Origin of the sequence: Empedobacter sp. UBA6305 (assembly GCF_002440405.1) — a bacterium.
Lineage (GTDB): Bacteria > Bacteroidota > Bacteroidia > Flavobacteriales > Weeksellaceae > Empedobacter > Empedobacter falsenii_B.
The window spans coordinates 101,897-126,585 of sequence record NZ_DJTP01000016.1 but is presented as its reverse complement, the minus strand read 5'-3'; the positions used below and the strand labels follow the sequence as shown (position 1 = coordinate 126,585).

24 protein-coding genes and 3 tRNA genes are annotated in these 24,689 nt (G+C 31.8%); 14 read left to right on the top strand and 13 right to left on the bottom strand.

Features of this window, described 5'->3' with window-relative positions; genetic code table 11:
• Positions 1-15: 15 nt before the first annotated feature.
• On the top strand, positions 16-1,458 hold the full coding sequence (locus tag B3M86_RS04255; protein WP_291075438.1) for a TonB-dependent receptor: 1,443 nt from the start codon (positions 16-18) through the stop codon (positions 1,456-1,458).
• A gap of 243 nt (positions 1,459-1,701) precedes the next feature.
• On the opposite strand, the gene B3M86_RS04250 is transcribed toward B3M86_RS04255, so the two are convergent.
• The 3 genes from B3M86_RS04250 to scpA form a co-directional block, all read right to left on the bottom strand.
• Positions 1,702-4,440: an outer membrane beta-barrel protein gene (locus tag B3M86_RS04250; protein ID WP_291075440.1), complete on the bottom strand. Its 2,739-nt coding sequence runs from the start codon at positions 4,438-4,440 to the stop codon at positions 1,702-1,704.
• A 59-nt stretch (positions 4,441-4,499) separates the two neighbouring features.
• Complete coding sequence (locus B3M86_RS04245) at positions 4,500-5,009, bottom strand: hypothetical protein (protein WP_038334805.1); 510 nt, start codon at positions 5,007-5,009, stop codon at positions 4,500-4,502.
• Positions 5,010-5,085: 76 nt separating this feature from the next.
• Positions 5,086-7,218, bottom strand: a complete 2,133-nt coding sequence (gene scpA, locus B3M86_RS04240; protein WP_280051711.1) for a methylmalonyl-CoA mutase — start codon at positions 7,216-7,218, stop codon at positions 5,086-5,088.
• Between the two features lie 173 nt (positions 7,219-7,391).
• Between scpA and B3M86_RS04235 the strand changes: the two genes are divergently transcribed.
• A complete protein-coding gene (locus B3M86_RS04235; protein ID WP_219034248.1) occupies positions 7,392-8,435 on the top strand; it encodes a hypothetical protein in 1,044 nt (347 codons plus the stop codon).
• A 58-nt stretch (positions 8,436-8,493) separates the two neighbouring features.
• On the opposite strand, the gene B3M86_RS04230 is transcribed toward B3M86_RS04235, so the two are convergent.
• Positions 8,494-8,763: a hypothetical protein gene (locus tag B3M86_RS04230; protein WP_038334819.1), complete on the bottom strand. Its 270-nt coding sequence runs from the start codon at positions 8,761-8,763 to the stop codon at positions 8,494-8,496.
• 222 nt (positions 8,764-8,985) lie between these two features.
• Here B3M86_RS04230 and era point away from each other — a divergent pair, with 222 nt between their 5' ends.
• The 3 genes from era to B3M86_RS04215 all read left to right on the top strand — a co-directional run bounded on the left by era (position 8,986) and on the right by B3M86_RS04215 (position 12,098).
• The gene (gene era, locus B3M86_RS04225) at positions 8,986-9,873 is read left to right on the top strand and encodes a GTPase Era (protein WP_038334822.1); all 888 of its coding nucleotides are present in this window, start codon (positions 8,986-8,988) and stop codon (positions 9,871-9,873) included.
• A gap of 108 nt (positions 9,874-9,981) precedes the next feature.
• Positions 9,982-10,770: a universal stress protein gene (locus B3M86_RS04220; protein ID WP_125350660.1), complete on the top strand. Its 789-nt coding sequence runs from the start codon at positions 9,982-9,984 to the stop codon at positions 10,768-10,770.
• Positions 10,771-10,853: 83 nt separating this feature from the next.
• Positions 10,854-12,098 carry a DUF445 domain-containing protein gene (locus B3M86_RS04215; RefSeq protein WP_286496155.1) on the top strand — a complete coding sequence of 415 codons (1,245 nt, stop codon included), beginning with the start codon at positions 10,854-10,856 and terminating at the stop codon, positions 12,096-12,098.
• Between the two features lie 52 nt (positions 12,099-12,150).
• Here the strand turns inward: B3M86_RS04215 and B3M86_RS04210 are convergent, their stop codons facing one another.
• The 5 genes from B3M86_RS04210 to B3M86_RS04190 all read right to left on the bottom strand — a co-directional run bounded on the left by B3M86_RS04210 (position 12,151) and on the right by B3M86_RS04190 (position 15,766).
• A complete protein-coding gene (locus B3M86_RS04210; RefSeq protein WP_280045405.1) occupies positions 12,151-12,621 on the bottom strand; it encodes an ecotin family protein in 471 nt (156 codons plus the stop codon).
• A 121-nt stretch (positions 12,622-12,742) separates the two neighbouring features.
• Positions 12,743-12,816 (bottom strand) — tRNA-Asn (locus B3M86_RS04205).
• A 136-nt stretch (positions 12,817-12,952) separates the two neighbouring features.
• The gene (locus tag B3M86_RS04200) at positions 12,953-13,627 is read right to left on the bottom strand and encodes a TIGR02117 family protein (protein WP_286496157.1); all 675 of its coding nucleotides are present in this window, start codon (positions 13,625-13,627) and stop codon (positions 12,953-12,955) included.
• Positions 13,628-13,684: 57 nt separating this feature from the next.
• Complete coding sequence (locus tag B3M86_RS04195; RefSeq protein WP_291075442.1) at positions 13,685-15,256, bottom strand: Rne/Rng family ribonuclease; 1,572 nt, start codon at positions 15,254-15,256, stop codon at positions 13,685-13,687.
• A 213-nt stretch (positions 15,257-15,469) separates the two neighbouring features.
• Positions 15,470-15,766, bottom strand: a complete 297-nt coding sequence (locus B3M86_RS04190) for an HU family DNA-binding protein (protein ID WP_019975652.1) — start codon at positions 15,764-15,766, stop codon at positions 15,470-15,472.
• 83 nt (positions 15,767-15,849) lie between these two features.
• Between B3M86_RS04190 and mutY the strand changes: the two genes are divergently transcribed.
• The 7 genes from mutY (at position 15,850) to B3M86_RS04155 (ending at position 20,321) form a co-directional block, all read left to right on the top strand.
• Complete coding sequence (mutY, locus tag B3M86_RS04185; protein WP_291069289.1) at positions 15,850-16,890, top strand: A/G-specific adenine glycosylase; 1,041 nt, start codon at positions 15,850-15,852, stop codon at positions 16,888-16,890.
• 38 nt (positions 16,891-16,928) lie between these two features.
• On the top strand, positions 16,929-17,381 hold the full coding sequence (locus B3M86_RS04180) for a single-stranded DNA-binding protein (protein ID WP_038334855.1): 453 nt from the start codon (positions 16,929-16,931) through the stop codon (positions 17,379-17,381).
• A 15-nt stretch (positions 17,382-17,396) separates the two neighbouring features.
• Entirely contained in the window at positions 17,397-18,005 is a 609-nt protein-coding gene (locus B3M86_RS04175) for a gliding motility lipoprotein GldD (RefSeq protein WP_260391997.1), read from the top strand.
• A 75-nt stretch (positions 18,006-18,080) separates the two neighbouring features.
• A complete protein-coding gene (rseP, locus tag B3M86_RS04170) occupies positions 18,081-19,391 on the top strand; it encodes an RIP metalloprotease RseP (RefSeq protein ID WP_221854425.1) in 1,311 nt (436 codons plus the stop codon).
• 65 nt (positions 19,392-19,456) lie between these two features.
• Positions 19,457-19,530 (top strand) — tRNA-Asn (locus B3M86_RS04165).
• 58 nt (positions 19,531-19,588) lie between these two features.
• Positions 19,589-19,662 (top strand) — tRNA-Asn (locus B3M86_RS04160).
• Between the two features lie 233 nt (positions 19,663-19,895).
• Positions 19,896-20,321 (top strand): lipocalin family protein, encoded by a 426-nt coding sequence (locus B3M86_RS04155; RefSeq protein ID WP_286496160.1) that lies wholly within the window; start codon positions 19,896-19,898, stop codon positions 20,319-20,321.
• Positions 20,322-20,377: 56 nt separating this feature from the next.
• Here B3M86_RS04155 and recA read toward each other — a convergent pair whose 3' ends face one another.
• A complete protein-coding gene (gene recA, locus B3M86_RS04150; protein ID WP_038333157.1) occupies positions 20,378-21,439 on the bottom strand; it encodes a recombinase RecA in 1,062 nt (353 codons plus the stop codon).
• A gap of 11 nt (positions 21,440-21,450) precedes the next feature.
• Entirely contained in the window at positions 21,451-21,906 is a 456-nt protein-coding gene (gene bcp, locus B3M86_RS04145) for a thioredoxin-dependent thiol peroxidase (RefSeq protein ID WP_291075487.1), read from the bottom strand.
• A 221-nt stretch (positions 21,907-22,127) separates the two neighbouring features.
• Between bcp and nth the strand changes: the two genes are divergently transcribed.
• Positions 22,128-22,748, top strand: coding sequence for an endonuclease III (gene nth, locus B3M86_RS04140; RefSeq protein ID WP_038333161.1), 621 nt, complete (start codon positions 22,128-22,130; stop codon positions 22,746-22,748).
• Positions 22,749-22,783: 35 nt separating this feature from the next.
• On the opposite strand, the gene B3M86_RS04135 is transcribed toward nth, so the two are convergent.
• On the bottom strand, positions 22,784-23,236 hold the full coding sequence (locus B3M86_RS04135; RefSeq protein WP_291046313.1) for a lipocalin family protein: 453 nt from the start codon (positions 23,234-23,236) through the stop codon (positions 22,784-22,786).
• An 88-nt stretch (positions 23,237-23,324) separates the two neighbouring features.
• Positions 23,325-23,771 (bottom strand): lipocalin family protein, encoded by a 447-nt coding sequence (locus tag B3M86_RS04130; protein WP_291046310.1) that lies wholly within the window; start codon positions 23,769-23,771, stop codon positions 23,325-23,327.
• 52 nt (positions 23,772-23,823) lie between these two features.
• Here B3M86_RS04130 and B3M86_RS04125 point away from each other — a divergent pair, with 52 nt between their 5' ends.
• Positions 23,824-24,669: an alpha/beta fold hydrolase gene (locus tag B3M86_RS04125; RefSeq protein WP_291046307.1), complete on the top strand. Its 846-nt coding sequence runs from the start codon at positions 23,824-23,826 to the stop codon at positions 24,667-24,669.
• The last annotated feature ends 20 nt before the right edge of the window (positions 24,670-24,689 follow it).

Sequence of the window (24,689 nt, the reverse complement as noted above, 5' to 3'; positions counted from 1 at the left end):
ATTTGAAATTAAAATATGGCATTAGAACAAGTTCTTACTCCTAAACAAAAAGCTTTAGAGATCAATTTGAATCCGAAAATATACGGTTCTTTTGCAGAAATTGGAGCAGGTCAAGAAACCGTTCGTTTTTTTTATCGCGCAGGTGCTGCTTCGGGTACTGTTGCAAAAGCGATGAGTGCTTATGACAAAGAAATGTCCGATTCTATATATGGTGTAGAAGAAAATCGTCGTTATGTGACACAAGCTCGCCTTAAAAAAATGTTGGATCATGAGATGGAATTGATGAAAGAGCGTCTAGTCCACGATCACTACAAAGAAAAAGCATTTTTCACCTACGCAAATACGGTAACAACAATTGATTATTCAAAGAAAAATGAAGGTCAAGGTTGGATTGGTTTACGTTTCAAATTGAATGCAGAAGAAGAAAAAGCAAACGAAATTATTTTTCATGTAAAATTCAAAGAAAATACCGCTCAATTGCAACAAGAAACTTTAGGTGTTTTGGGGGTTAATTTGATTTATGGTGCTTATTATTACTACGATAATCCTCGAAAATTAATCAAATCTTTGTACGATACGTTGGATAAAGATCAGTTAGAAATTGATATGATTAACTTTCGTGGACCACAATTCAAATATGTTGATAATCGTTTAATGTCTCTTCAATTGGTTAAAAATGGAATGACTGATGTTGCGGTTTTCAATCCACAAGGAAAAAATATTTTACCTGCCGATTTATTATACAAGAAAAATATCTTCGCTGTTCGTGGTTCTTTCCGGCCTTTTATGAATGTAAATATGGACATGTTCAAAGGTGGTTTAGAAATTTTCAAACAGGAAGATGATGTTCGAACAGATAATACCGAAATTTTATTCGAGATTACGCTTTCTAACTTGATTGCTTCTGGTTTTGAAGGCGAATTGAATGAACGAGATTTCTTAGATCGGGCTGATATTATTGGTAGTTTAGGTTACAATGTAATCATTTCTAACTTTTCTGAATATTATAAATTGGTTGATTATTTCTCAAAATTCACTCGAAATCAAACCAAAGTTGGTTTAGCAATGGGTGTTAATAATTTAGTCGAAATTTTCAATGAGCAATATTATGCCGATTTACCAGGCGGAATTATGGAAGCTTTCGGAAAATTATTCAAGAAAAATGTAAAAGTTTATCTGTATCCATATTTAGACAAAGAAAAAGATATTTTGTTGACGTCGAAAAATCTACAAGTAAGTGATAGTGTGCACGAATTGTACAAATATTTCTTGTATAACGGAAGAATTCAAGATATTTTGAATTACAATAGAGGTTATTTAGATTCTTATTCGCGCCGAATTTTAGAAAAAATTGCTAACGCTGAACAAGATTGGGAAAATGAATGTCCAGAAGGTGTTGCTGATATTATTAAAGATCGTGGAATGTTTGGCTACAAGTTGAAATATATTTTAGAATAAATTATTCGTATATCAATCTGAATTCGTTTCACATTCTCATCATAAACAATATTCGATTTTGAAATAAATTCAACATGACAAAACAAAACCCACGAAAGGAAAAGTAATTTCGATATCAGAATTTGATAAAGTAGAAGAAGAATATTATCAAAAAATACAAGAAAAAAACAGGAGTTGATAAAGATAATTAACAAAAAAAACGGTTCAAAATTGAGCCGTTTTTTTGTTATTTTACTACTGCATTTACATTCTTCGCATTCCGCCTTCTCTTGGTCGGTCTCCGTCTCCACCTTTTGTAGATTTTCCACCAAACTGATTTAAGTTGAATGTTAACGAGAACATCACAAAACGAGTCAGAATATTATTGCGTTGATCGATTGTTGATTCCGCTGTAATTGTACGCGTATAACTGTTATTTTGATTCAATAAATCGTAAACTTTAACACCAGCCTCCAATTTATCATCGAAGAAACGATACATCAAACTTGTATTCCACAAAAAGAAATCACGCTTGAAACCTGCTGCCATTCTCGAGTTATAATTGTAACTGAAATCATTTGTCCAAGTCAAATTTTTAGGAAAAGTAGAAATAGTTTTAATTCCGAAATTGTGCGTAATATTATTTTGATTATCAATTGAGTAATTGACATATTTAGAATTTGTGAAGTTCAAACGATAAGAAGGTGAAATCGTTAAATAATCACCATAATCCCAGTTTAATCTCAATGTAGGTGATAAAGTTGTATTGTATTGCTCATATTTCACCGCATCTCTAAAACCTTGCGTTAAAGCATAACTCGCCGACATTCCTACATTTACTCTAAATTTATTGATCCCTTTTTGATATTGTTTATTAAAGAAAAAGTTACCATTCAGACGATAATTTCCTTTTACATTTTCATATGTTGTTGTTCGTTTATAAATCGAATAATCCATTTCTGTGTAATTCACAATATTTGATTCGTTGTACGTATAACCTAAGTTAGCATTAAATCCTTGACGAGTTTTACGATCGAAATTGCTAAACATCAAATTGATTCGATGTGCTTTATTGGGATCAAGATCTGGATTACCTTTGAAAACATCTAACGGATCAGTTTCGTCTAAAATTGGTAAAACTTGTGATGTCGAAGCCAAACTTGTCTGATAATTATACATTAAGGAAAGTGAGTTGTTTCCGTTTTGATAACGAATATTTCCCGAAATATCTGGTAAAGTTTTGTTCTGAGTTGAGCTGTAATCATCTGCTTTAAACGTTCCAAAATTTTGTTGATTGTAGATGTTTGCTCCAAAACGAACTGTTGCCGAAATTTTATTTTTGTTCAATAATAATTGAGCATACGGATTAAATTCATTCAATTTGGTTGAATAAAAACGCGTCAAATCATTGTTCAAATTGTCATATTCTCCCGTTACATCATTATAATTCCACGTTCTATTATTGGTTTCAGAATCGGTTAAATTATAAGCAGAACCAACGGCGATTTTCAAAGAATCTGTAATTGGATACGTATATTTTACATCAAAATTGTATTGATTATTTTTCGAAATATTTTTCTCATTGATGTTTCTATAAATATCCGCAATAGTATCATTTGTATATAAAGTTGTCGAATTGATGAACGAATTTCGATCTGTTTTACCAATCGAAATACTTGAATTAAAGTCTAAATAAGATTTATTTTTGAATTTCTGATTAAGTGATAATAATGTATTAAATGTATTCGAGCTTGATTTTCCATTTGAAGTTTGATTCATTTGATTTCTCAAATCACCCAAATCTGAATATGTTTTACTATCCGAAATTGATGAATTTGTAGACGAAGAATTACTAAACGATGGATAAAAATAAATTTTTGTATTGTTTTTCGTCCATTCTAAATTTGTTCCAAAATTATGACCATACGTTTCACTTTTAGTTTTAGAATTCGCATCAGAAGTATAAATATTTTTTGGAGAAAAGTTTTCTACATGTTGATATTGATCGTTTTTCGTAAAGGAATGATTCAAACGATAATCAGCTCCAATTTTCAAATTATCATTTAATTGATCGCTATAATTCAATCCAATCGAAGTATTTGTCGTTACTCCATCAGAACCTCTTCGTCCCATTCCGCCACGACCACGCGAACCTTCACCGCTTGTCATTCCAGAAGCCGCAATATCCGTTGAAGAACCAATTAAATTAATTTTCTTTTTACCTTTAAAATAATTTGCCATCAAATTGCCTTCGTAATGATTATCCGTTCCGTAACCCGCCGTGGCTTTGAGCATATAACCTTTCTTTTTATCTTCTTTCAAGGTAATGTTTAGCGAAGATTTATCCGATTTCGAACGTTCTCCAGAGAATTTTTCGTTCTTTGTTTTATAATCCGAAACCTGAATTTTTTTGATAATATCCGCAGGTAAATTTTCTAACGCAACTTTTCCATCTGTTCCAAAAAATGGTTCACCATCAATCAAAATCTCATTAACATCTTTTCCATTTACCGTAATATTTCCGCTATCATCCATTTCAAAACCTGGTAATTCTCTCAATAAAGCTTCCAAATTTGCATTCGGTTTTACTTTGTAAGAATCAGCATTATATTCGATTGTATCTTGTTTTACAACCATAGGTTCCACATTTGTCACCACAACTTCATCCAAATCATAAATCATCGGATTAATGATAATTGTTCCAAGATCAATATTGTTTTTGATCGATTCGAAACTTTGTTTGAAAACGCCTTCTAAAGGATCATCAATAATTAAATAAACAGGTTTATCTTGTAGATTAATTTCAATTTTGAACGTACCATCATCATTTGTAGATGTAGTAGAAATTTGTGTAGAATCGGCTTTATTGCCTAAAATAACTTCAGAATCAGTTAAAGGAAAATTAAGTACATCCGTTACTTTTCCAGTGACGGTAATCTTTTCTTGTCCAAAAGAAAAAATCGTAATCAAACTAAAAAGAAATGATAGAATATATTTTGTCATGAGATGAATTGGTTACTTCATCTGTTAGACATCAAATTTTGGGCAAAGTTTAATTTTGATTAAAGTTTTTTCCAACTTTTATCCGAAATTTTATTTAGATCAATTTCAGAAGTTGTTATAAAAAGTGGTGTAATCTCTACAATTCGCTTTACTTGAGTTGTTTTTAGGTTAGATTCTGGACAAAATGTTTCGATTAAAACAATTTTTTCTGAATCAGAAGAATTGGATTTATAAAGCGTTTTTTGAATTTTTTTATCAATTTTCCAATTTGTACAACTTCCAATACTATAATATTCGAAGGTTAAAAGTGGAAGAAATCCGAAGATAATTCCAAAGATAAATTTCATCACATTCATAAAACTCCATCCGTCTTTCTTTTTGATCGAAAGTAGAAAAAGCACATAAATACTAACTGCCGCAGCAAAAGTTAAAAGCTTTGGAAATAGTTTTGCAAAGTCATGATTCGCGAATTCTAAACTGATAAAATCTCCAATCAGAAAGTATCCAATAAACCATATAATAAAAATTGTACAGATGATTAAGATAATATTTCGAAGAGTTTTATTCATTTCGCTTTAAGGTTTGTGTGGTATAAATATAAAAATATTCCTGTCAATAGACAGGAATACTCATACTAAAATAGATTTATTTATAAGATTTCAATAAATTCTCTAAAATTTCGCAGGCACATTCAGCTAAGTTTGTACCTGGGCCAAAGATTGCATCTGCACCATTTTGATAAAGATAATCATAATCTTGACGCGGAATAACACCTCCGACTACGATATAAACATCATCTCTACCTAATTCTTTCAATTGCTTTACAACTTCCGGAACCAATGTTTTGTGACCTGCAGCCAAAGAAGAAATTCCTAAAATATGAACATCATTCTCTACAGCTTGCTTTGCAACTTCTGCTGGCGTTTGGAACAATGGGGAAATATCCACATCAAATCCCATATCCGCAAAAGAGGTTGCAACGACTTTTGCACCACGATCGTGACCGTCTTGTCCCATTTTTGCTACCATAATACGAGGGCGACGTCCGTCTTCTTCTGCAAACTCGTCAGCTAAATTACGAGCTTCCTCAAATTTATTCATTTTACCTGCTTCCATAGCATAAACTCCTTGAATTCCTCTTGTAATTGCTTTATGACGTCCAAAAACAGCTTCTAATGCATCAGAAATTTCACCTAACGTAACACGACGACGAGCCGCTTCGATAGATAATTCTAATAAATTTCCTTCGCCTGTTTCAGCAGCTTTTGTTAATTGCGCTAAAATATCTTGAACAGCTTCGCTATTACGCTCGGCCTTAATTTGATTTAATCGATCAATTTGTTTTTGACGAACTGCTGTGTTGTCAACTTCTAAAATTTCGAACTCTTGTTGTTCTAATTTCGAGCGATAAGCATTAACACCAACAATCGCAACTTCACCAGAATCAATTTTGGCTTGTTTTTTTGCAGCAGCTTCTTCAATACGCATTTTTGGAATTCCAGCTTCTATGGCTTGCGTCATTCCACCTAATTCACGAACTTCTTGAATATATTCCCAGGCTTGATTTGCCATTTCATTTGTCAAAGATTCAATCATAAAACTTCCTCCAAAAGGATCAGCTGTTCTACAAATTTGAGTTTCTTCTTGTAAAATGATTTGTGTATTACGTGCAATACGCGCCGAGAAATCTGTTGGTAAAGCAATTGCTTCGTCCAATGCATTGGTATGCAAAGATTGTGTTCCACCTAATGCAGCAGCTAAGGCTTCGATTGCTGTACGACCAATATTGTTATAAGGTTCTTGCTCTGTTAAACTCCAACCAGAAGTCTGACAGTGTGTTCTCAACATTAATGATTTTTTATTTTGAGGCTCAAATTCTTGCATCAATTTTGCCCATAACATACGAGCAGCTCTCATTTTTGCAATTTCTTGAGGAAAATTCATTCCAATCGCCCAGAAAAATGATAAACGAGGAGCGAAGTCATCAACTTTCAATCCTGCTTCCAAACCAGTTTTTACATATTCGTAACCATCTGCAAGCGTATAAGCCATTTCCAAAACAGGTGTAGCTCCAGCTTCTTGCATGTGATAACCCGAAATAGAAATCGAATTGAAACGAGGTATTTTTTGAGAAGTATATTCGAAAATATCTGCAATAATTTTCATCGAAGGAGTTGGCGGATAAATGTATGTATTACGCACCATAAACTCTTTCAAAATATCATTCTGAATGGTCCCAGAAAGTTGATCTTGCGAAACGCCTTGCTCTTCTGCAGCTACAATGTAAAAAGCTAAAATAGGAAGAACAGCTCCGTTCATTGTCATCGAAACCGAAATTTTATCCAATGGAATTTCATTGAACAAAATCTTCATATCTTCTACAGAATCTATCGCAACGCCAGCTTTACCTACATCTCCTACAACACGTTCATGATCTGAGTCGTAACCGCGGTGAGTAGCCAAATCAAAGGCAACAGAAAGCCCTTTCTGACCAGCAGCTAAATTTCTTTTATAAAAAGCATTCGATTCTTCTGCAGTAGAAAAACCTGCATATTGGCGAATTGTCCAAGGTTGACGAACATACATTGTCGTATAAGGACCGCGTAAATATGGGGCAACTCCGGGTAAAAAGTTAATCTGTTTCAGATTTTTTACATCATCGTAATTGTAATCACTTTTGACTTGTAAACTATCTAATTCAAATGACTCTATATGTGATGGATTAGAATTTAGATTTCGTTTAAATCTTAAATTCGAAAAATCTGTTTTGTGATTCATCTTGCTAAGATAAATAATTATCCATTAAATTTTATAAAATTACCAATTTTTGAAACTGCTTTTTTCAACTTTTTGTCAACAAAAGTTGAAAAAACATTTTAATCGAGTTTTTTGGTAAAATTATTGATTTAATTTGATTATCAGTAAATTAAAAACACACAAAAGTAATTATTATGAAGTTAGATTTTAACAATAAAAACATTCCAGAGATTTTAAGTGAATTTCAGGATAAAAATACCTTTCAATGGCAAAATGATATTTTTGATTTGATGAAAAAGATCGATTCAAAAGAAGAAAAAGTTAATTTTCATTATTCGAGAGAAGATAATGTTTATGTATCGAATTTTGATCCTCGATTTGTAAATGAAACGTTTCATTCGTTAAATAATTTTTTAGGATTGAAAAAAGGAGATTCTACACTTTTAAGTTCATCGGTTTTAGAAAATGAAGGAGAAATTTCATTGGTTCAAGCCATAGAAGGAGGTTTTGATTTGTATTGTCATGAAGATTCGGATAAAGTGAAGATTCCATTAACAGACGAAAGTCAAGACGAAATAGGATACGCATTAAATTATGCTTATTTGACAAAGAAACAGATTGAAAATTCTTTTGAAGATTTGGCTAGAATCGAAAAAATTGCAATCGAAAGTGATGATTTGTCAAATGATTTGAAAAGTAAATTGAATGATCAAACGAAAACCAGTTTTTATCAAGTTTTTACCGCGAATGGATTTCCAATTGCAGTAAAAAAAATAGATGAAACAGATTATACAGTTTTAGATAAAATAGAACTTTCGGAAGATGAAAAAGGTAATTTAGTCTTGAATTCGCCTTACGAAAAAGAATCACTAAATTTATATAGACAGGCTGTTGTTTCGGATGATCAGAAAAAGTTTAGATGGATTTCTGGAAATGAATGTAAGTTGAATAGGAAAGATGTGGTGAATTTAGAATTGATTGAAGAAAAATTAAAACCATATATCGATTATAACTTTATTGTGATTGCTTTTCCGAAAAAAGGATCTACAGAAGATGTAATTTCTTTGGTAATAGAAAGTCGATTTGCAGAACATGTTGATATTCCAAAAAGTGAATTAGAACCTTATGAAGTTCCGCAACAAACATTTTTTATCGGAGATTTTCCGAAAAGTAATGATAAAGCTGCTATACGTGCAGAGTTAATTAGATTGCTGAAAGAATCCAATAAAAATAATTAATTAAAAAAGGGATACGACATCGTCGTATCCCTTTTTTAATTTAAGCAATAAACAATTTTTAGTATTGAATATCAATTAAAGATTTTAACGGAATCAAAACTCCATTCTTAATTTGTAGAAATTTATCCGTAACAGACCAAACAGTTGTCTCAATTTTTTTAGGACCTTGATCTGTTTGAAATGTAATATATGCTTTCGATTTGAATTCGTTTCCTAATCTTACTGCGCCATTCAATTTGTTTGCCTCTACCGTTACTTCGTCTTTTGGCGCGTCTAAAAATTTATAGTTTCTTACTTCTTCTTTTTCGATAAGTTCTGCTTTCATCATTTTTTTAAATTTTGGTTAATTTAATCTTCCATAACACATGTATGAAATTAATCATATTTTTCAATAAACCATAACTTTCGTCATATTTTTTTGAACTTAATTAGAATTATTCAAAATACAGACCAAAATCAATTTTATGAAATTAAAATTTCATTAGAATATTAATCTTTTCTTCAACATATTAATCTGAAATAATATTATAAAAATCACTAAATTTGTAGAATGTCAGACGAAAAGAAATTTAAATCCGGTTTTGTAAATATCATAGGAAATCCAAATGTTGGAAAATCTACTTTGATGAATATGTTGATGAAAGAGCGTTTGGTTATCGCAACACACAAAGCGCAAACTACACGTCATCGTATCAAAGGTATTTTAACGGGAGAAGATTATCAGATTGTATTTTCGGATACGCCTGGTGTTTTGGATCCTGCTTATGAACTGCAAACAAAAATGATGGATGCAGTAAATGAATCGTTGGTGGATGCTGATGTGATTCTTTATGTTGTAGAAATTGGAGAAAAACGATTGAAAAATGAACAAGTTTTCGAACGTCTGCAAAAAACATCTACACCAATTATTTTATTATTGAATAAAATTGATACAGCTACGCCAGATCGATTAAATGAAGCAGTAGAATATTGGCACGAATTATTACCAAAAGCAGAGATTTTACCTATTTCGGCAAAAGAAAACGTGAATGTAGATTTGTTGATTAATAAGATCAAAGCAATTATTCCAGAAGGTCCGCAATATTATCCAGAAGATCAATTAACAGACCGTTCGGAGCGTTTTATTGTAAATGAAGTAATTCGCGAAAAGATTTTATTAAACTATCAAAAAGAGATTCCATATTCTGTTGAGGTAGTTACAGAACGTTTCAAAGAAGATTTGAATTTAATTTCTATCGAAGCTGAAATTTTTGTTGAGCGTGACTCTCAGAAAGGAATTATTATTGGACATAAAGGAGAGTCTTTATCGAAAGTAGGAAAAGAAGCAAGAGAAGAGTTAGAGAAATTCTTTGATAAAAAAGTATTCTTGAAACTTTTCGTGAAAGTGCGAAAAGACTGGAGAAGCAAAGAGAATGATTTGCGTCGTTTTGGTTATTAAAAACGGTTAAAAAATAGATAAGTCTTGAGAAATCAAGACTTTTTTTGTGGCTTTACCTAAATTTTAGTTGTAAATTTATAGAACAATCTATTCTAGAATTTAATTATTATGGCTAAAATATTATTTCCAACCGATTTTTCGGAAACAGCGAACAATGCTTTTTTGTATGCGTTAAACCTTGCAAAAGTTCTCAAAACTAATATTAAGTTAGTCTCGGTACAATCAAATCTTAAAAATTATCTTGAAGTTACAGAAGAAAATTTCGAAAATTATATCAATAAACTTAAGAATATTGCAAAAGAAAATAATCTTGAACACGTTAAAATAGAGAGTTCTTTGGTTGTTGGCGATTTGTTGTTGATGATTTTGGATATTATCAACAAAGAAGATATACAATACGTGGTGATGGGAACGAATGGACAAAATAGTTTAGGCAAAAAGTTTTTTGGTTCTAACACGGTAAATGTCATTAACAATTCGCCTGCACCTGTGTTGGTTGTTCCAAATAATGTAAAATTTAAAGAAGAAAGAAATTTTGCTTACGCTACATTGTTCAATCAAAAAGAAGCAAAAGCTTTATCGCAAATGGAAGAAGTGACAAAACGTTACGATAAATTGTTGAACATTGTACATGTTGATGATAAATCGATTACTCCACAAATGTTAAGCGTGAAAAAAGAATGGGAAGAAGAATATCCTGAAGCGATGATTACAATTGAACCGAGTAAAGATGTAGAAGATGGTTTAATCAATTATTGTACAAAAAACAACATCGATGTTTTAGGTGTTGTTCACCGTGAATTATCGTCTTTCGAAAGATTATTTACAATCAATCATAGCCAACGATTATTATCGAGTGCAAATGTTGCATTATTGGTTTTTCAGGAAAGTAAATAAATCAAAAACACAAAAATTTGAGCGGAGAATTCTCCGCTTTTTTGATTGGCTAAATTTTTGCAACAAATTTTCAAAACACTTTTATGACGGAACTTCAGAAAATACAAAACCTCAAAAAACATAAAGCTATTGCGACAGGATTATTCATTTTGATGGCTTTTATTTACTTTTTGATGGTTTATCTAAGTCAACATTCACCTGTGAAATGGATCGGATATGTGGAAGCATTTGCCGAAGCAGCGATGGTTGGTGCGCTTGCCGATTGGTTTGCGGTTACAGCTTTGTTCAAATATCCGCTTGGACTTAAAATTCCGCATACAAATCTGATCGAAAATAGTAAAAATGCAATCGGAGATAATTTAGGACAGTTTGTAACTGAGAATTTTTTGACGCCATCTACAATTCGTCCATATATCGAGAAATTAGAAGTTGTAAAATATGCAGCAGATTGGTTGAATAAACCTGCTAATCAAGAAATGTTGCAAGAAGAGTTGATTAATTTCTCCAAGAAAATTGTCAAAGACTTAGATGATAAAGATGTCGTTGATTTTATAACCTTGAAAGGTGATGAAATTTTAAAACAGTTTGATTTACCTGAATTAGTATCATCAAGTTTAGAGTATATTTTAGAAAAGGAAAAACACAACGAAATTTTAGAAGCAATTATTCCAAAAGCGAAAGAATATATCTTAGAAAGTGATTTGATTATTAAAGATAAATTAAACGAAAAACATCCTGTGATTTCATTTTTTGCTGGTAAAAAAATATCGAAAGGAGTAGTAGAAGGCGTGGTGAGTTTTTTGGATGAGGTTGAAGAAGATAAAGAACATCCAGTTCGTCATAATATCGAACGAATTATCCGAGAAAATATTCAGAATATAAAAGAATCTCCCGATTGGAAATTTAGGTTAGAATCGCTTCGAGATGATTTTATCACAAAAGAACGATTGAATGATTATGCTTTGGATTTGTGGTTGGCGATTAAACAAAATCTGACCGAAAGTTTTGATGATGAAAATTCTGCAATGCAAGTTTACATTAAGAAAAACATTAAAAAGTTAACCGAAAATTTGAACGATAACCAAGAAATGATTGATAAAATTAATGGTTGGGTGCGTCATTTTATTTACCGTATGATTTTACGAAATGTCAAAGAAATGGAAAGCTTGATTAGTAATACGGTTGATAAATGGGAAGGAAAAGAATTGAGCGAAAAGCTAGAATTGGAAGTTGGAAAAGATTTGCAATTTATTCGGATTAACGGGACGCTGGTTGGTGGACTTGTTGGTTTGGTTATTTACACGATTACGCAATTGGTATTTCATTAAAATATAAAAGCTCGAGAATTTCTCGAGCTTTTTCAATTAACAACTATAAATATTACTTAACTATGTTAAGTTTTTCATCTGCTTTCCAAATTCTATATTCTAAAGTATAGCCTTTTGGTACGTAAACTACGATTGGTAATTTGCTATTGTAACGCGTCTGCAAAGATTGAGCATGTACAATTTTTTCGACAGATTTATTGTCAAAACATCCCATTAAAGTTCCTGCTATATTTCCATCAGTTTCGAAATTAAAATAATCATAACCCCAACCATCAACAGTTTTTTGATCAAAATTTCCACTTAAGAAAAATTGATTACAAGAATCAACCTTTGTTTTTTTCCCAGCAAATATTTCAACTAAATAGTTTTCTTCATTGGCTTGTGGTTTTAAAGTGATAATTTTCTGTTCATATCCATCTTTTGCTTTTGGATACATTGAATAATCTATTTTCATATTTTTTTGTGCGAATGTTACCATAACCATTAATAATGCTAAAACGCTAAATACTTTTCTAAATTTCATACTAATCTGATTTTATTTGTTTTTCTATTAGTAAGATGCAAAAGTTAGGTGAATGGTTGTGTGAGGAAATGTTAAATATTTGTGAAATAAAAAAAGACAATCAAATTGATTGTCTTTTTTGCTCCTCCTCTTGGGCTCGAACCAAGGACCCTCTGATTAACAGTCAGATGCTCTAACCAACTGAGCTAAGGAGGAGTATCGTTATCGATATTGTGTTGCAAATATAGAGCAAATTTTATTACTTCCAAATCTTAAAAGTATTTTTTTTCGTTCTACAAGTCGCATTAATAGGCAACTCTTTGAAAATGAATTAGAAATAATTTAAAAAAATTTATTCATAATGACGAAAAATTCCTTGTTGTGTTGCCGTCCACAATGATCCTTCTTTATTTGCTGCTTTTAACGCGCTTGCAGCCCACGTATTACACGTAAAAAATAAGCTATAACTTCTTTTTGCTTCGTAAAACGAATCACTATCTCCATAAACAGCATCTGTTTTTATTAATTCGACTTTGTTATTTTGATCCAAATCAAATGATTGCTTGATGTAAACAATTAATTTTTGATACTCTTCTACACTCAAATCAACTCTTTTACAATCGTCATCTATCGTCATATTATCATAAAAAGTAGTATGCATCGCCGAATCTCCTAACCAAAATGCAGCGTTGAAAGCTGTAGAAAATTTAAGATCTTTCCATTCTGGTGTATCCAAATAAAAGCCTTTATCTCCCCAACCAAAGGCAATATATTTGTATTCTTTTTTCGATTTTGTATGCGAAAAAGGCACAAAAGTAGACCAATCAATCGTTTCAGATTTTACTGGAACCACAATATCCGTATGTACGCCATTTGTCAAAATATACGCTGTGATTTGATCATTAGACTTCTCTTTTTGTTTGTTTACTGGAATTAATGGCAGCAAAACTACTGCAAGTAAATACACCACAATTAGTAAAACTAAAGCTTCTAAAGTTTTGAGAAGAATTCGGAATATTTTTTTCATAGTATTTTGTTGTGTAACGAATATAAAACAAAAAACCTCGCAATTGCGAGGTTTTTCTTAATTTGATTCGTTGTAAAGTGTATTATGATCTTTGTCCAAGAAATTAAATTGTAAGTATTTGTACGCATCTCTTGGTACAATCTTAATCCACTTTTTATGCTTAAAAAACCATTTCATCTGAATGCTTGGCAATCCATGTTGTAAATAAGCAGCTACGAAAGGATGCACGTGCAACGACATTTTTCGTAAATCCTTATCTTTTCTATCAAGGATATTCAAGAGCACTTGTTCAATTTTATCAATTGTAACGATAGGTGCTTCAACTTCATTCGATTCTTGGTTCGGATTTTCTTCAGTTGTTATAAAGTTCACTTCTGGGCGAACACGTTGTCTTGTTATCTGAATCAATCCAAATTTACTTGGTGGCAAAATCTTATGTTTTGCTTTATCTTTCGCCATTTCAGCTCGCAAATGCTCAAACAATTCTTTTTTATGTTCTGCATCTGTCATGTCAATAAAATCGACCACAACAATTCCTCCCATATCACGTAAACGCAACTGACGTGCAATCTCAGAAGCAGCAATTTTGTTAACCGCAAAAGCTGAATCTTCTTGATTTTTAGAATTTCGCGAAATATTCCCCGAATTCACATCAATTACATGTAACGCTTCTGTATGTTCAATCACAAGGTAAGCGCCTTTAGATTGTGGAATAGTTACCGTTTTACCAAAAGCTTGTTTTATTTGTCTTTCGACATTAAACTTTTCAAAAATCGGAACAAATGGATCGTCATATTCTTTTACCAAATTAATTTTATCTGGTGCAATAACTTCCAAATACTCACGCATTTCATCTGCTAATTGGTCATCATCAACAGAGATTTTAACAAAATCATTGTTAAAATTATCTCTCAAAATAGAAGAAGCTCTGTCCATCTCGCTAAGTATTTTAGCTGGGGCTTTCTTTTTCTGAAGATTCTTGAAGATTTGCGTCCATTTATTCAATAAATAAGCTAAATCTGCTTGTAATTCTTCAGCATTTTTGTCTTCTGCTACAGTTCTGATGATTACACCAAAGCCTTCTGGTGTTAATCCATCTAAAATTTTAATTAAACGATCGCGTTCTGGTCTTTGTTTGATTTTTTGAGAAATCGAAACTCGCTCCGAAAACGGAACTAAAACTAAATAACGACCTGCAATTGAAATTTCGGATGTAATTCTTGGTCCTTTCGTATGGATTGGCTCTTTTGTTATCTGAACCAACACAGAATCACCAGGTGCAAAAATATCAGTAATCTGACCATCTTTATCAATTGGTGCTTCCATACGGAAGTTTTTCAATTTTTCGGTTTTGTACGTTCCGTTCGCTACAATTTTATTGTAAGAGTTAGAAGAACGTATTTGTGGACCTAAGTCATGATAATGTAAAAATGCATCTTTCGAATAACCAATGTCAACAAAGGTTGCATTTAAACTAGGAGCTAATTTTTTGATTTTTCCCAAGTAAATATCGCCAACTGCAAACCCATCATTTGCAGTATCTTGATGAAATTCCATCAATCGGCCTTCATCTAAAACTGCGATGCGTACTTGATCAGCTAAGGCTGAAATTACTAATTCTTTACTCATCAAAAAATTATGTTTTTAAAAATGATAAAAGCACTTTCCAAAATTTCCATTGAAAAGTGCTATCTTGTAAAAAGACTAAATTATTAATAGCTTAGCTACTAATTATTTTTTCTTTTTGTGTCTGTTAAGACGACGACGTTTTTTGCGTTTGTGCGTCGCTACCTTATGTCTTTTACGTTTTTTTCCGCTTGGCATGATACAATTATTTTATTGTTATTTGATTACGTTTGCTTCGCTAGTCTTTACATCTTCGATGAAAGTTTTAGCTGGTTTAAATGTAGGAACGTTGTGTGCTGGGATAATGATAGAAGTACCTTTTGTAATGTTTCTACCTGTTTTTTCAGCTCTAGTTTTAATAGTAAAAGAACCAAATCCTCTTAAGTATACATTTTCTCCTTCTACTAATGATTTAATCACCTCCTCCATAAACGATTCTACCACCCTTTGAGTATCGCTCTTTTCAAGTCCTAATTTACCTGAAATGTTATTTACTATTTCTGCCTTTGTCATAATTCCTCTTATTATTCTTAAATTTGAAAGCGGGTGCAAATATAACGATAGTATCCCAACAAAAAAAGATTTTTTCAGTTTTTATGAACTTCAACTATCTGATTTTGTCATATTTTGACAAAAATAAACGAGATTTACCTTGGCGTCATACAAAAGACCCATTTCACATTTGGTTGTCGGAAATTATTCTCCAACAAACAAGGGTTGACCAAGGTATGAAATTTTACAATAATTTCATACAAGAATTTGAGACTATTTTCGATTTGGCAAACGCCGACGAACAAAAAGTCCTAAAACTCTGGCAAGGACTGGGTTATTATTCCCGTGCCAGAAATTTACACTTCACGGCAAAGACGATTGCTGATGAGTTAAATGGACAATTTCCGAATAATTTCAAAGATTTAAAAAAGCTAAAAGGCGTAGGAGATTACACTGCAGCTGCAATTGCATCTATTGTATATAATGAAAATGTACCTGCTGTAGACGGAAATATGTTTCGAGTTTTTGCGCGATATTTTAATATTACAGATGATATAAGTTCGCCAAAAACAAAGAAGATTTTCTGGGATTTGGGTTTAGAAATCATTGATAAAAAACGTCCAGGTGATTTTAATCAGGCGGTAATGGATTTGGGTGCAACAATTTGTACACCAAAACAGCCAAAGTGTGAAATTTGTCCACTTAATGAGTCTTGTGAAGCGCTTCGATTAAATAAAGTCAACGAATTGCCTATAAAATTGAAAAAGACAAAAGTTTCGAATCGTTTTTTACATTTTATTCTCATCGAAAATGAAGATAAAATTGCCTTGTCTAAACGAATTGGAAATGATGTTTGGAAAAATTTATTCACTTTTCCAAAAATAGAAACCGAAACTGACTTGTTGGATAAAGGTTGGATTTTAGATCAAAATCTTGAAAATAATCTAACTTTTATCGAAGAGGAGAAACATATTTTGTCGCATCAAAATTTATTTATAAAATATTGGAAATTAAATGTATCTTTAATAGATATAACAAATTTGAAAGCCGAAAATGATTTTGAAATGATTGCTTTAAATGATCTCGAACATTATCCGCTGCCAAAACCAATAGAAAAATTTATAAATAAACATTATTTGGATTAACTTTGTAAGTAACAAGCCACTAAAAACCTATTACAACTATGAATGGAACAACGAATAAAGTACTTTTGATCGGAAATTTGGGTGATGATGTAAAATTGCATCATTTCGATGAACAAAATTGTATTGGACGATTTCCTATTGCAACGACAGAATCTTACATTTCGAGAACAGGAGAACGAATTACAGAAACAGAATGGCACAATATTGTGACACGCAATAAATTGGCAGAATTATGTGATCGTTATCTGAAAAAAGGAGATAAAGTTTTTGTTGAAGGACGCATCAAAACACGCAAATGGGACGATAACGGACAAACGCGTTATACAACAGAGATCGTAGCAAATTCAATCGAGTTTTTGACACCAAAAATTGACAATGAACAACGTCAAGCCATGCAAAATGATCAGAACAAAGTTCAGCAAAGTCAACAAAACACAACAGTTGTCGAGCCACCTTTTATAGATGAAGGAGAAGACGATTTGCCTTTTTAGAAATTAAAAAATTAAATGAATTTTACAAAATTTAACGTTTTACGTTATACAATGAATTTTAAAACTATAATAGCATTATGTAGTAGTGCTATTTTTTTTGTGTCGTGCAATAAAAGCGAGGAAGTTGCCAAACCTTTAGGACAAGTTCGCCTCGAATATCCGCAACAAACTTATCTGTCTTTCAAAGAAAATGTACCTTATACTTTCCAATATTCAAACTTTGGAAAGGTCGTAGTGGGCAAAAAACCAAACTCTTTCAATATTGTTTATCCACGAATGAAAGCGACAATTTACCTGACATATTTTCCAGTTCAGTCTCCACAAGATTTAATCGTTCAAATAAAAGAAAGTGAGAGTTTTGTGCAAGAACAGACGGTTAAAGCCAGTTTTATCTCGCCACAAGAATTTTCTTTTCCAGAAAAAAAGGTTTTTGGTACTATGTATGAATTAGGAGGAGAATCAGCGATTAATATTCAGTTTCATGCGACGGATAGTGTAAAGAATTTTTTAGCAGGTTCGGTTTATTTCAAAACTCAACCAAAACCCGATTCTTTAGCTCCAGCAGTTGATTACATCAAAAAAGATGTAAAAAAATTGTTAGAAACCTTAGAATGGAAAAAATAAACCGCTTTGATAAATAAATTCGATTAATTTTGTAATCGTTTAATAAAATTAGAACATAAATAAATTTAAAACAATATGTTAATACAGATAGCTACCTTAATGCTTAGTTTGATGCTTTTAGTAATGTTGCACGAACTAGGACATTATGTAACAGCGCGATGGTTTGGCGTTCGTGTTGAACGTTTCTTTTGTTTTTTCGATGTGAAATTTGCCATTTGGAAAAAGAAAATTGGTGATACTGTTTACGGTATCGGTTGGTTGCCTCTTGGAGGATACGTAAAACTTTCGGGAATGATTGACGAAAGCATGGATTTGGAACAAATGAAACAAGAGCCAAAACCGTGGGAATTCCGTGTAAAACCAGCTTGGCAACGATTAATCATCATGTTAGGAGGTATTATTGTAAATATCATTTTAGCGATGATTATTTATACTATTTTATTCATTTCTCAAGGAAAAAGCTTTGTTGATGTAAACAAAATGCAATATGGAATCGAAGCGAATGCAACGCAAACTAAATTCGGCTTGCAAAAAGGTGATATTCCAGTTGGTGTAAATGGTGTTAAATATCAAGCATTAAATGAAATAGGAAAAGAAGCCTTGTTGGGTGGTGAAACTTTAGATGTAAAACGTCAAGGAAAAGAAGTTTCTTTACCAATTACAGAAGATTTCAGAACTGAAATTTTAAACGCTAAAGGCGCTTTCTTTATTCCTCAAATGCCAACCGTTGTGGATTCTGTTGTTGAGAATAGTGCAGCACAAAAAGCAGGTTTATTAAAAGATGATAAAGTAATTGCTATTGATGGTTTCACAACACCTCTATTTTCAGATTTAACAAATAAATTAAAAGAATACAAAGGAAAAACAGTTTCTTTAAGTGTTGAAAGAAAAGGCGAGCCTGTAGAGTTGATGGTAAATGTAGATAAAGATGGAAGCATTGGATTCCTAAGATCAACAGCATATTTAGATTCATTAATTTCTAAGGAAGATTATACAATTGGTGAAGGAATCGCAAAAGGAATTGTAGAGCCATTTGAAGCGATTGCAACGCAAGTTCGTGGAATTGGGACATTGTTCCAAGTAAAAGACGGTCGTAAGCAAGTTGCTGGACCAATTGGAATGGTAAAACAAATGCCAAAAGAATGGAACTGGTTATTTTTCTGGTCATTTACGGCAATGATTTCTGCTTGGTTAGCATTTATTAACTTATTACCAATTCCAGGTTTGGACGGTGGACATGCTGTTTTTGCCATCTATGAAATGATCACAGGTAAAAAACCAAGTGAAAAAGTTTTAGAAAAAGCACAAATGGTTGGCGTTGTAATTATCTTAGGATTAATGGTATTCATCTTCGGAAACGATATTGTGAATATGATTTTTAAATAAAATTTAAAATATTTTTTGTGGGTGTAAAAAATACTTCTATATTTGCACCCACAATTAAGCAACATTCCTCCTTAGCTCAGTTGGTTAGAGCATCTGACTGTTAATCAGAGGGTCCTTGGTTCGAGCCCAAGAGGAGGAGCTTTTTTAGTGAAATGTCAAACAAAGACTTAAAAATAAAATTTTAAAATATCGGATTTTCCTCCTTAGCTCAGTTGGTTAGAGCATCTGACTGTTAATCAGAGGGTCCTTGGTTCGAGCCCAAGAGGAGGAGCAAAAAAGATAATCAATTTGATTGTCTTTTTTTATTATTAAAAGTTTTACTATTTAAATAATAAATATGAATATTCTGAACTCGTTTCAGATTCTCATCATAAACAGTATACAATGTTGAAATAAATTCAACATGACAAACCACTTCTACAGAAGTGTTTTTTTTATTATAAATACTTAAAAACGTTTAATTAATATCATTTTTCATATTATTGCCAATCAAAAAAATAACTTATGAAAAAACTATTATTATTTGCTACACTTTCAGCGACTACATTTTTCGCATCTTGTAATAACGATGATGATTCTAATGTAGAATCGCATGAAGAATTATTAATTGGTAAATGGCAGATTAAAAACTCTGGATATTATTTGAATGGAAAAGAAATAATTGAAGAATACAATGAATGTGATTCTAAAACAAGTATAACTTTTAATAAAAATTTTACTTATTATAATGATTTTTATGAAGGAGGAGGAAATGACCCTTGTTATCATAGCCCGTCTGAAGGAAAATGGAGTTTAAAAAACAAACGAATTACCTTAACAGAAAATAACACTAATGATACTGAAATAGAAAATATCGAAATATTAACAAAAAATAGTTTAAGAATTTCATTTGGAGATGAGGACGCCTTTTTTATTAATTATACAAAATAACAAAAAAACCTCTCAAAATTGAGAGGTTTTTATCATTATATAAAAATTCTTTCGAATTAATCTTCAGCAAATAATTCTGCTTCGTCAGCTGGATTATCAACTGATGGTTTTCCATCTACTGGCTCACCTTTGATTAATGCGACAATTTTAGCTTCAATTTCTTCTGCCAATTCAGGATTATCTTTCAATACTTCTTTTACAGCATCGCGACCTTGTCCTAATTTGCTATCGTTGTATGAATACCAAGAACCAGATTTGTTTACAATTCCTTTCTCAACACCCATATCCAAAATTTCTCCAACTTTAGAAATTCCTTCACCATACATAATATCAAATTCTGCTTGACGGAATGGAGGAGCAACTTTATTTTTAACCACTTTTACTTTCGAGTGATTTCCGATTACCTCATCTCCATTTTTGATTTGAGTAGAACGACGGATATCCAAACGTACAGATGCATAGAATTTTAAGGCGTTACCACCAGTTGTTGTTTCTGGATTTCCGAACATTACCCCAATCTTTTCACGTAATTGATTAATGAAAATCGCTGTACATTTCGTTTTATTAATTGTTCCTGTCAATTTACGTAAAGCTTGAGACATCAAACGCGCTTGTAATCCCATACGAGAATCTCCCATTTCACCTTCAATCTCCGCTTTTGGAGTAAGTGCCGCAACAGAGTCAATTACGATAATATCTATCGCTCCCGAACGAATTAAGTTATCTGCAATTTCTAATGCTTGCTCACCATTATCTGGTTGAGAAATAATTAAGTTTTCTACATCAACACCCAATTTCGCTGCATAATAACGGTCAAATGCATGCTCAGCATCAATAAAAGCAGCGATACCACCAGCTTTTTGAGCTTCAGCAATAGCGTGTAATGTCAATGTTGTTTTACCAGAAGATTCTGGTCCATAGATTTCAATAACACGTCCACGAGGATAACCTCCTACTCCTAACGCTAAATCTAATCCCAAAGATCCAGAAGGAATTACTTCTATTTTATCATCAACAGCCGAATCTCCCATACGCATTACAGTCCCTTTCCCGTAAGCTTTGTCCATCTTATCTAAGATTAGCTGTAACGCTTTCTTTTTATTGTCTAAATCGCTCATTATATTATTTTTTATTTTTCTAAAATTTGTTTTGCGTGTTCTTTTGTTTTCACTTTTTCAATTACATCCGTAATCATTCCTTTTTCATCAATAATGAAAGTTGCACGATGAATTCCATCAAATTCGCGTCCCATAAATTTCTTTGGTCCCCAAACACCGAAAGCATTCAGAATTTCATGATTTTCATCTGCAAGCAAAGGAAAACGTAATTTGTTTTTCTCAGCAAAATTCTTTTGTCTTTTCACAGAATCTGCACTTACTCCAACCAAATGATAACCTTGTGTCTTCAACGCATTTTCGTTATCGCGTAAATCACATACTTCGGCTGTACAACCTGGCGTACTTGCTTTTGGATAAAAGAAAACGACTAATTTTTTTCCTGCAAAATCTTGGTATGAAACTTCGTTTCCATCTTGATCAATTCCTTTAAAATCTGGAACTTTATCTCCTATTTTTAACATCTTGATTTGTCTTTAGAACTTCTCGTAAAAATAATGATTAAATCTTGAATCGTAACTGATTTAACTAATTAATCTTTTATTTATACTACAAATGTAATGTTATATAACGCCAAAATAAGTCGCTAAATATTTACTTTTATTTTTTTGTAAGAACGCTTGTGGCTGATTATTTAAAACATAATTAAAGATGTTTCATTATTTTTACACAAAAAGTTTCAGAACTTATGATGTTAAAGAAAGAGCGTATCCAATTTGTGATTGATGAATTGGAAAAATTATATCCAGTTCCACCAATTCCATTAGACCATCAAGATGCTTTTACATTATTGATCGCCGTTTTATTATCTGCCCAAACAACAGATAAAAAAGTGAATCAAGTAACACCCGAATTATTTGCGAAAGCTGCTAACGCAAAAGCAATGTCGTTATTAGAAGTAGATGAAATAAAATATTATATCCGCGAAATTGGTTTATCAAACACAAAAGCCAAAAATATCAAACGGTTGTCCGAAATTTTAATCGAGAAATACGATGGCGAAGTTCCAGAAGGTTTTGAAGAATTAGAAGAATTACCTGGCGTTGGACACAAAACCGCTTCGGTAGTGATGTCTCAATGGTTTGGTCATCCTGCTTTTCCTGTCGACACACATATTCATCGTTTGATGAAATTATGGAAATTGACAAAAGGTAAAAATGTTGAGGAAACAGAAAAAGATGCGAAGAAAATCTTTCCAAAAGAGTTGTGGAACAAATTACATATTCAAATCATTTATTATGGACGTGAATATTCTCCTGCACGCGCTTGGAGTTTAGACAAAGATTTTATTACACGAAAAATGTTCGAATAAAAAATACCTTCCAAGATGGAAGGTATTTTTCTTTATTATTTTACAATTTCAAAAACTTGCAAACGAAGCTTTATCGTATCTATTTTACTCAACGTATCTTGCAAAATCAAATATTTTGGATCTAACTGCTTCACATAATAATTGTACGTTGTATCTTTTGTTTCCATTGTCAACAAACGTTTTGTTTTAGACGTATTATACACATACGTTCCTATCGTTTGTTCTTGTACACAATTTCCTTTTTCGGTCTTATACATGTTAGAATTATAATTCGTAACATCCGAAAAATCTAATGTAGATTGTCGTTCACAAGCCAACAACTTGTCTGTTTCCGTTATATTCCCTTTCGTTTTTCTAATTTCTTTCAATTGCCATTTTCCAGATCGCAACAATTGATCTTGCGATATTGCCAACGAATCGTCTTCTTTGCACGAAAAAGCTGAAAGCAATAAAATTGATGCTAAAAATAGGCTGAATATATTTTTCATTCGGTTCAATAATTATGTGGTAAAAATAAAGATTTTGAATGACGTAAAGTGAATATAAAAAATAAACCTGAAAACTTATTTTCTTTATTTATTGTTTACGTAAAATATCATAACTGATTGTATTTGCTATTTTCTCGAATTCCTTATCAGAATCTACAATTTTTTTATCAATATATGTTTCAAAAGTTATCGTTTTATCTTGATTAATTTTCACAATTCTATCCTCAAAAATATAATCATCAATGTAAAATTGAATTCTATTATCAACAATTCGCCACAATGTTAATCGAGGCTCACTAGGAAAACAATTGCCATTACTTCCTTCTACATAGTTATAAATAGCATATCCATTATCCCAAATTGTATAATTTCTCATTAACCGACAATCATCAAATTCTTTAGACACTTTTTTGCCATTTTCATAAAAGCCTGATTCTTGTAACTTCCAAAAACCAATCACATTATCAGGTTTTAATTGTTGAGAAAACATTTTTGAAGAGAATAAGATTAATAGAATTAAAATAATTTTTTTCATAAGATTGATTTACCTTGTAAAGGTATATTTTTTACCTTATCAAATAAAAAGAATGAAAAAATTCATACTAGAAACTTCCGACAAATATCCAATTGCCATAACCTCTTTTGGCGAAAACAATGCAACCAAAAAAATCATTGTCATTTCGTCTGCAATTGGTGTTAAACAAACTTTTTATGCCAAATATGCAACGTATTTAGCTAATAAGGGATATTTGGTTTTTACGTATGATTATCGCGGAATCGGCGATTCTAAACCCAAAAAATTAAAAGATTTTAAAGCGCATTTTACAGATTGGGCCGACAAAGATTTTTTAAGTTTAACACAATATATCGAAGAATTTTATCCCAATCACGAAAAATTCTTAATTGGTCATAGTATCGGTGGAATTATGATTGGTTTGACACGCGCTTACAAAGTTTATGATAAAATTGTAACGATTGGTTCTCAATATGGCTATATCAAAAATTTTCATCAAAAAGATAAAACTAAAGTGAATTTCTTTTTTCGCATTGCGATTCCTGTTTTATCTGCTTTTTACGGTTTTTTTCCTTCTCAAAAAGTTGGAATGGGCGAACCAATTCCAATCGGGATCGCAAAAGATTGGCGAAAACTAATTCTGAATGAAACTTCAATTCTAGGTTACGCTGATGAAACGCAAAATTTGTATGATGAAATTACAAAACCTGTTTTAATCATTAGTTTGGATGATGATTTTATGGCAACACCAAAATCTGTAGATTTATTTGGGAAATTAGTTTTGAAAAATGCGAAGAAAAAACGTTTGAATATCGTTCCAAAAGAATATGGGTTGGATGAAATTGGACATTTGGATTTCTTTCGAGAAAAAAATAAAACCGAAATTTGGCATATTCCTCTTGATTATATTGAACAATAAAAAAAGCTCGAGAATTTCTC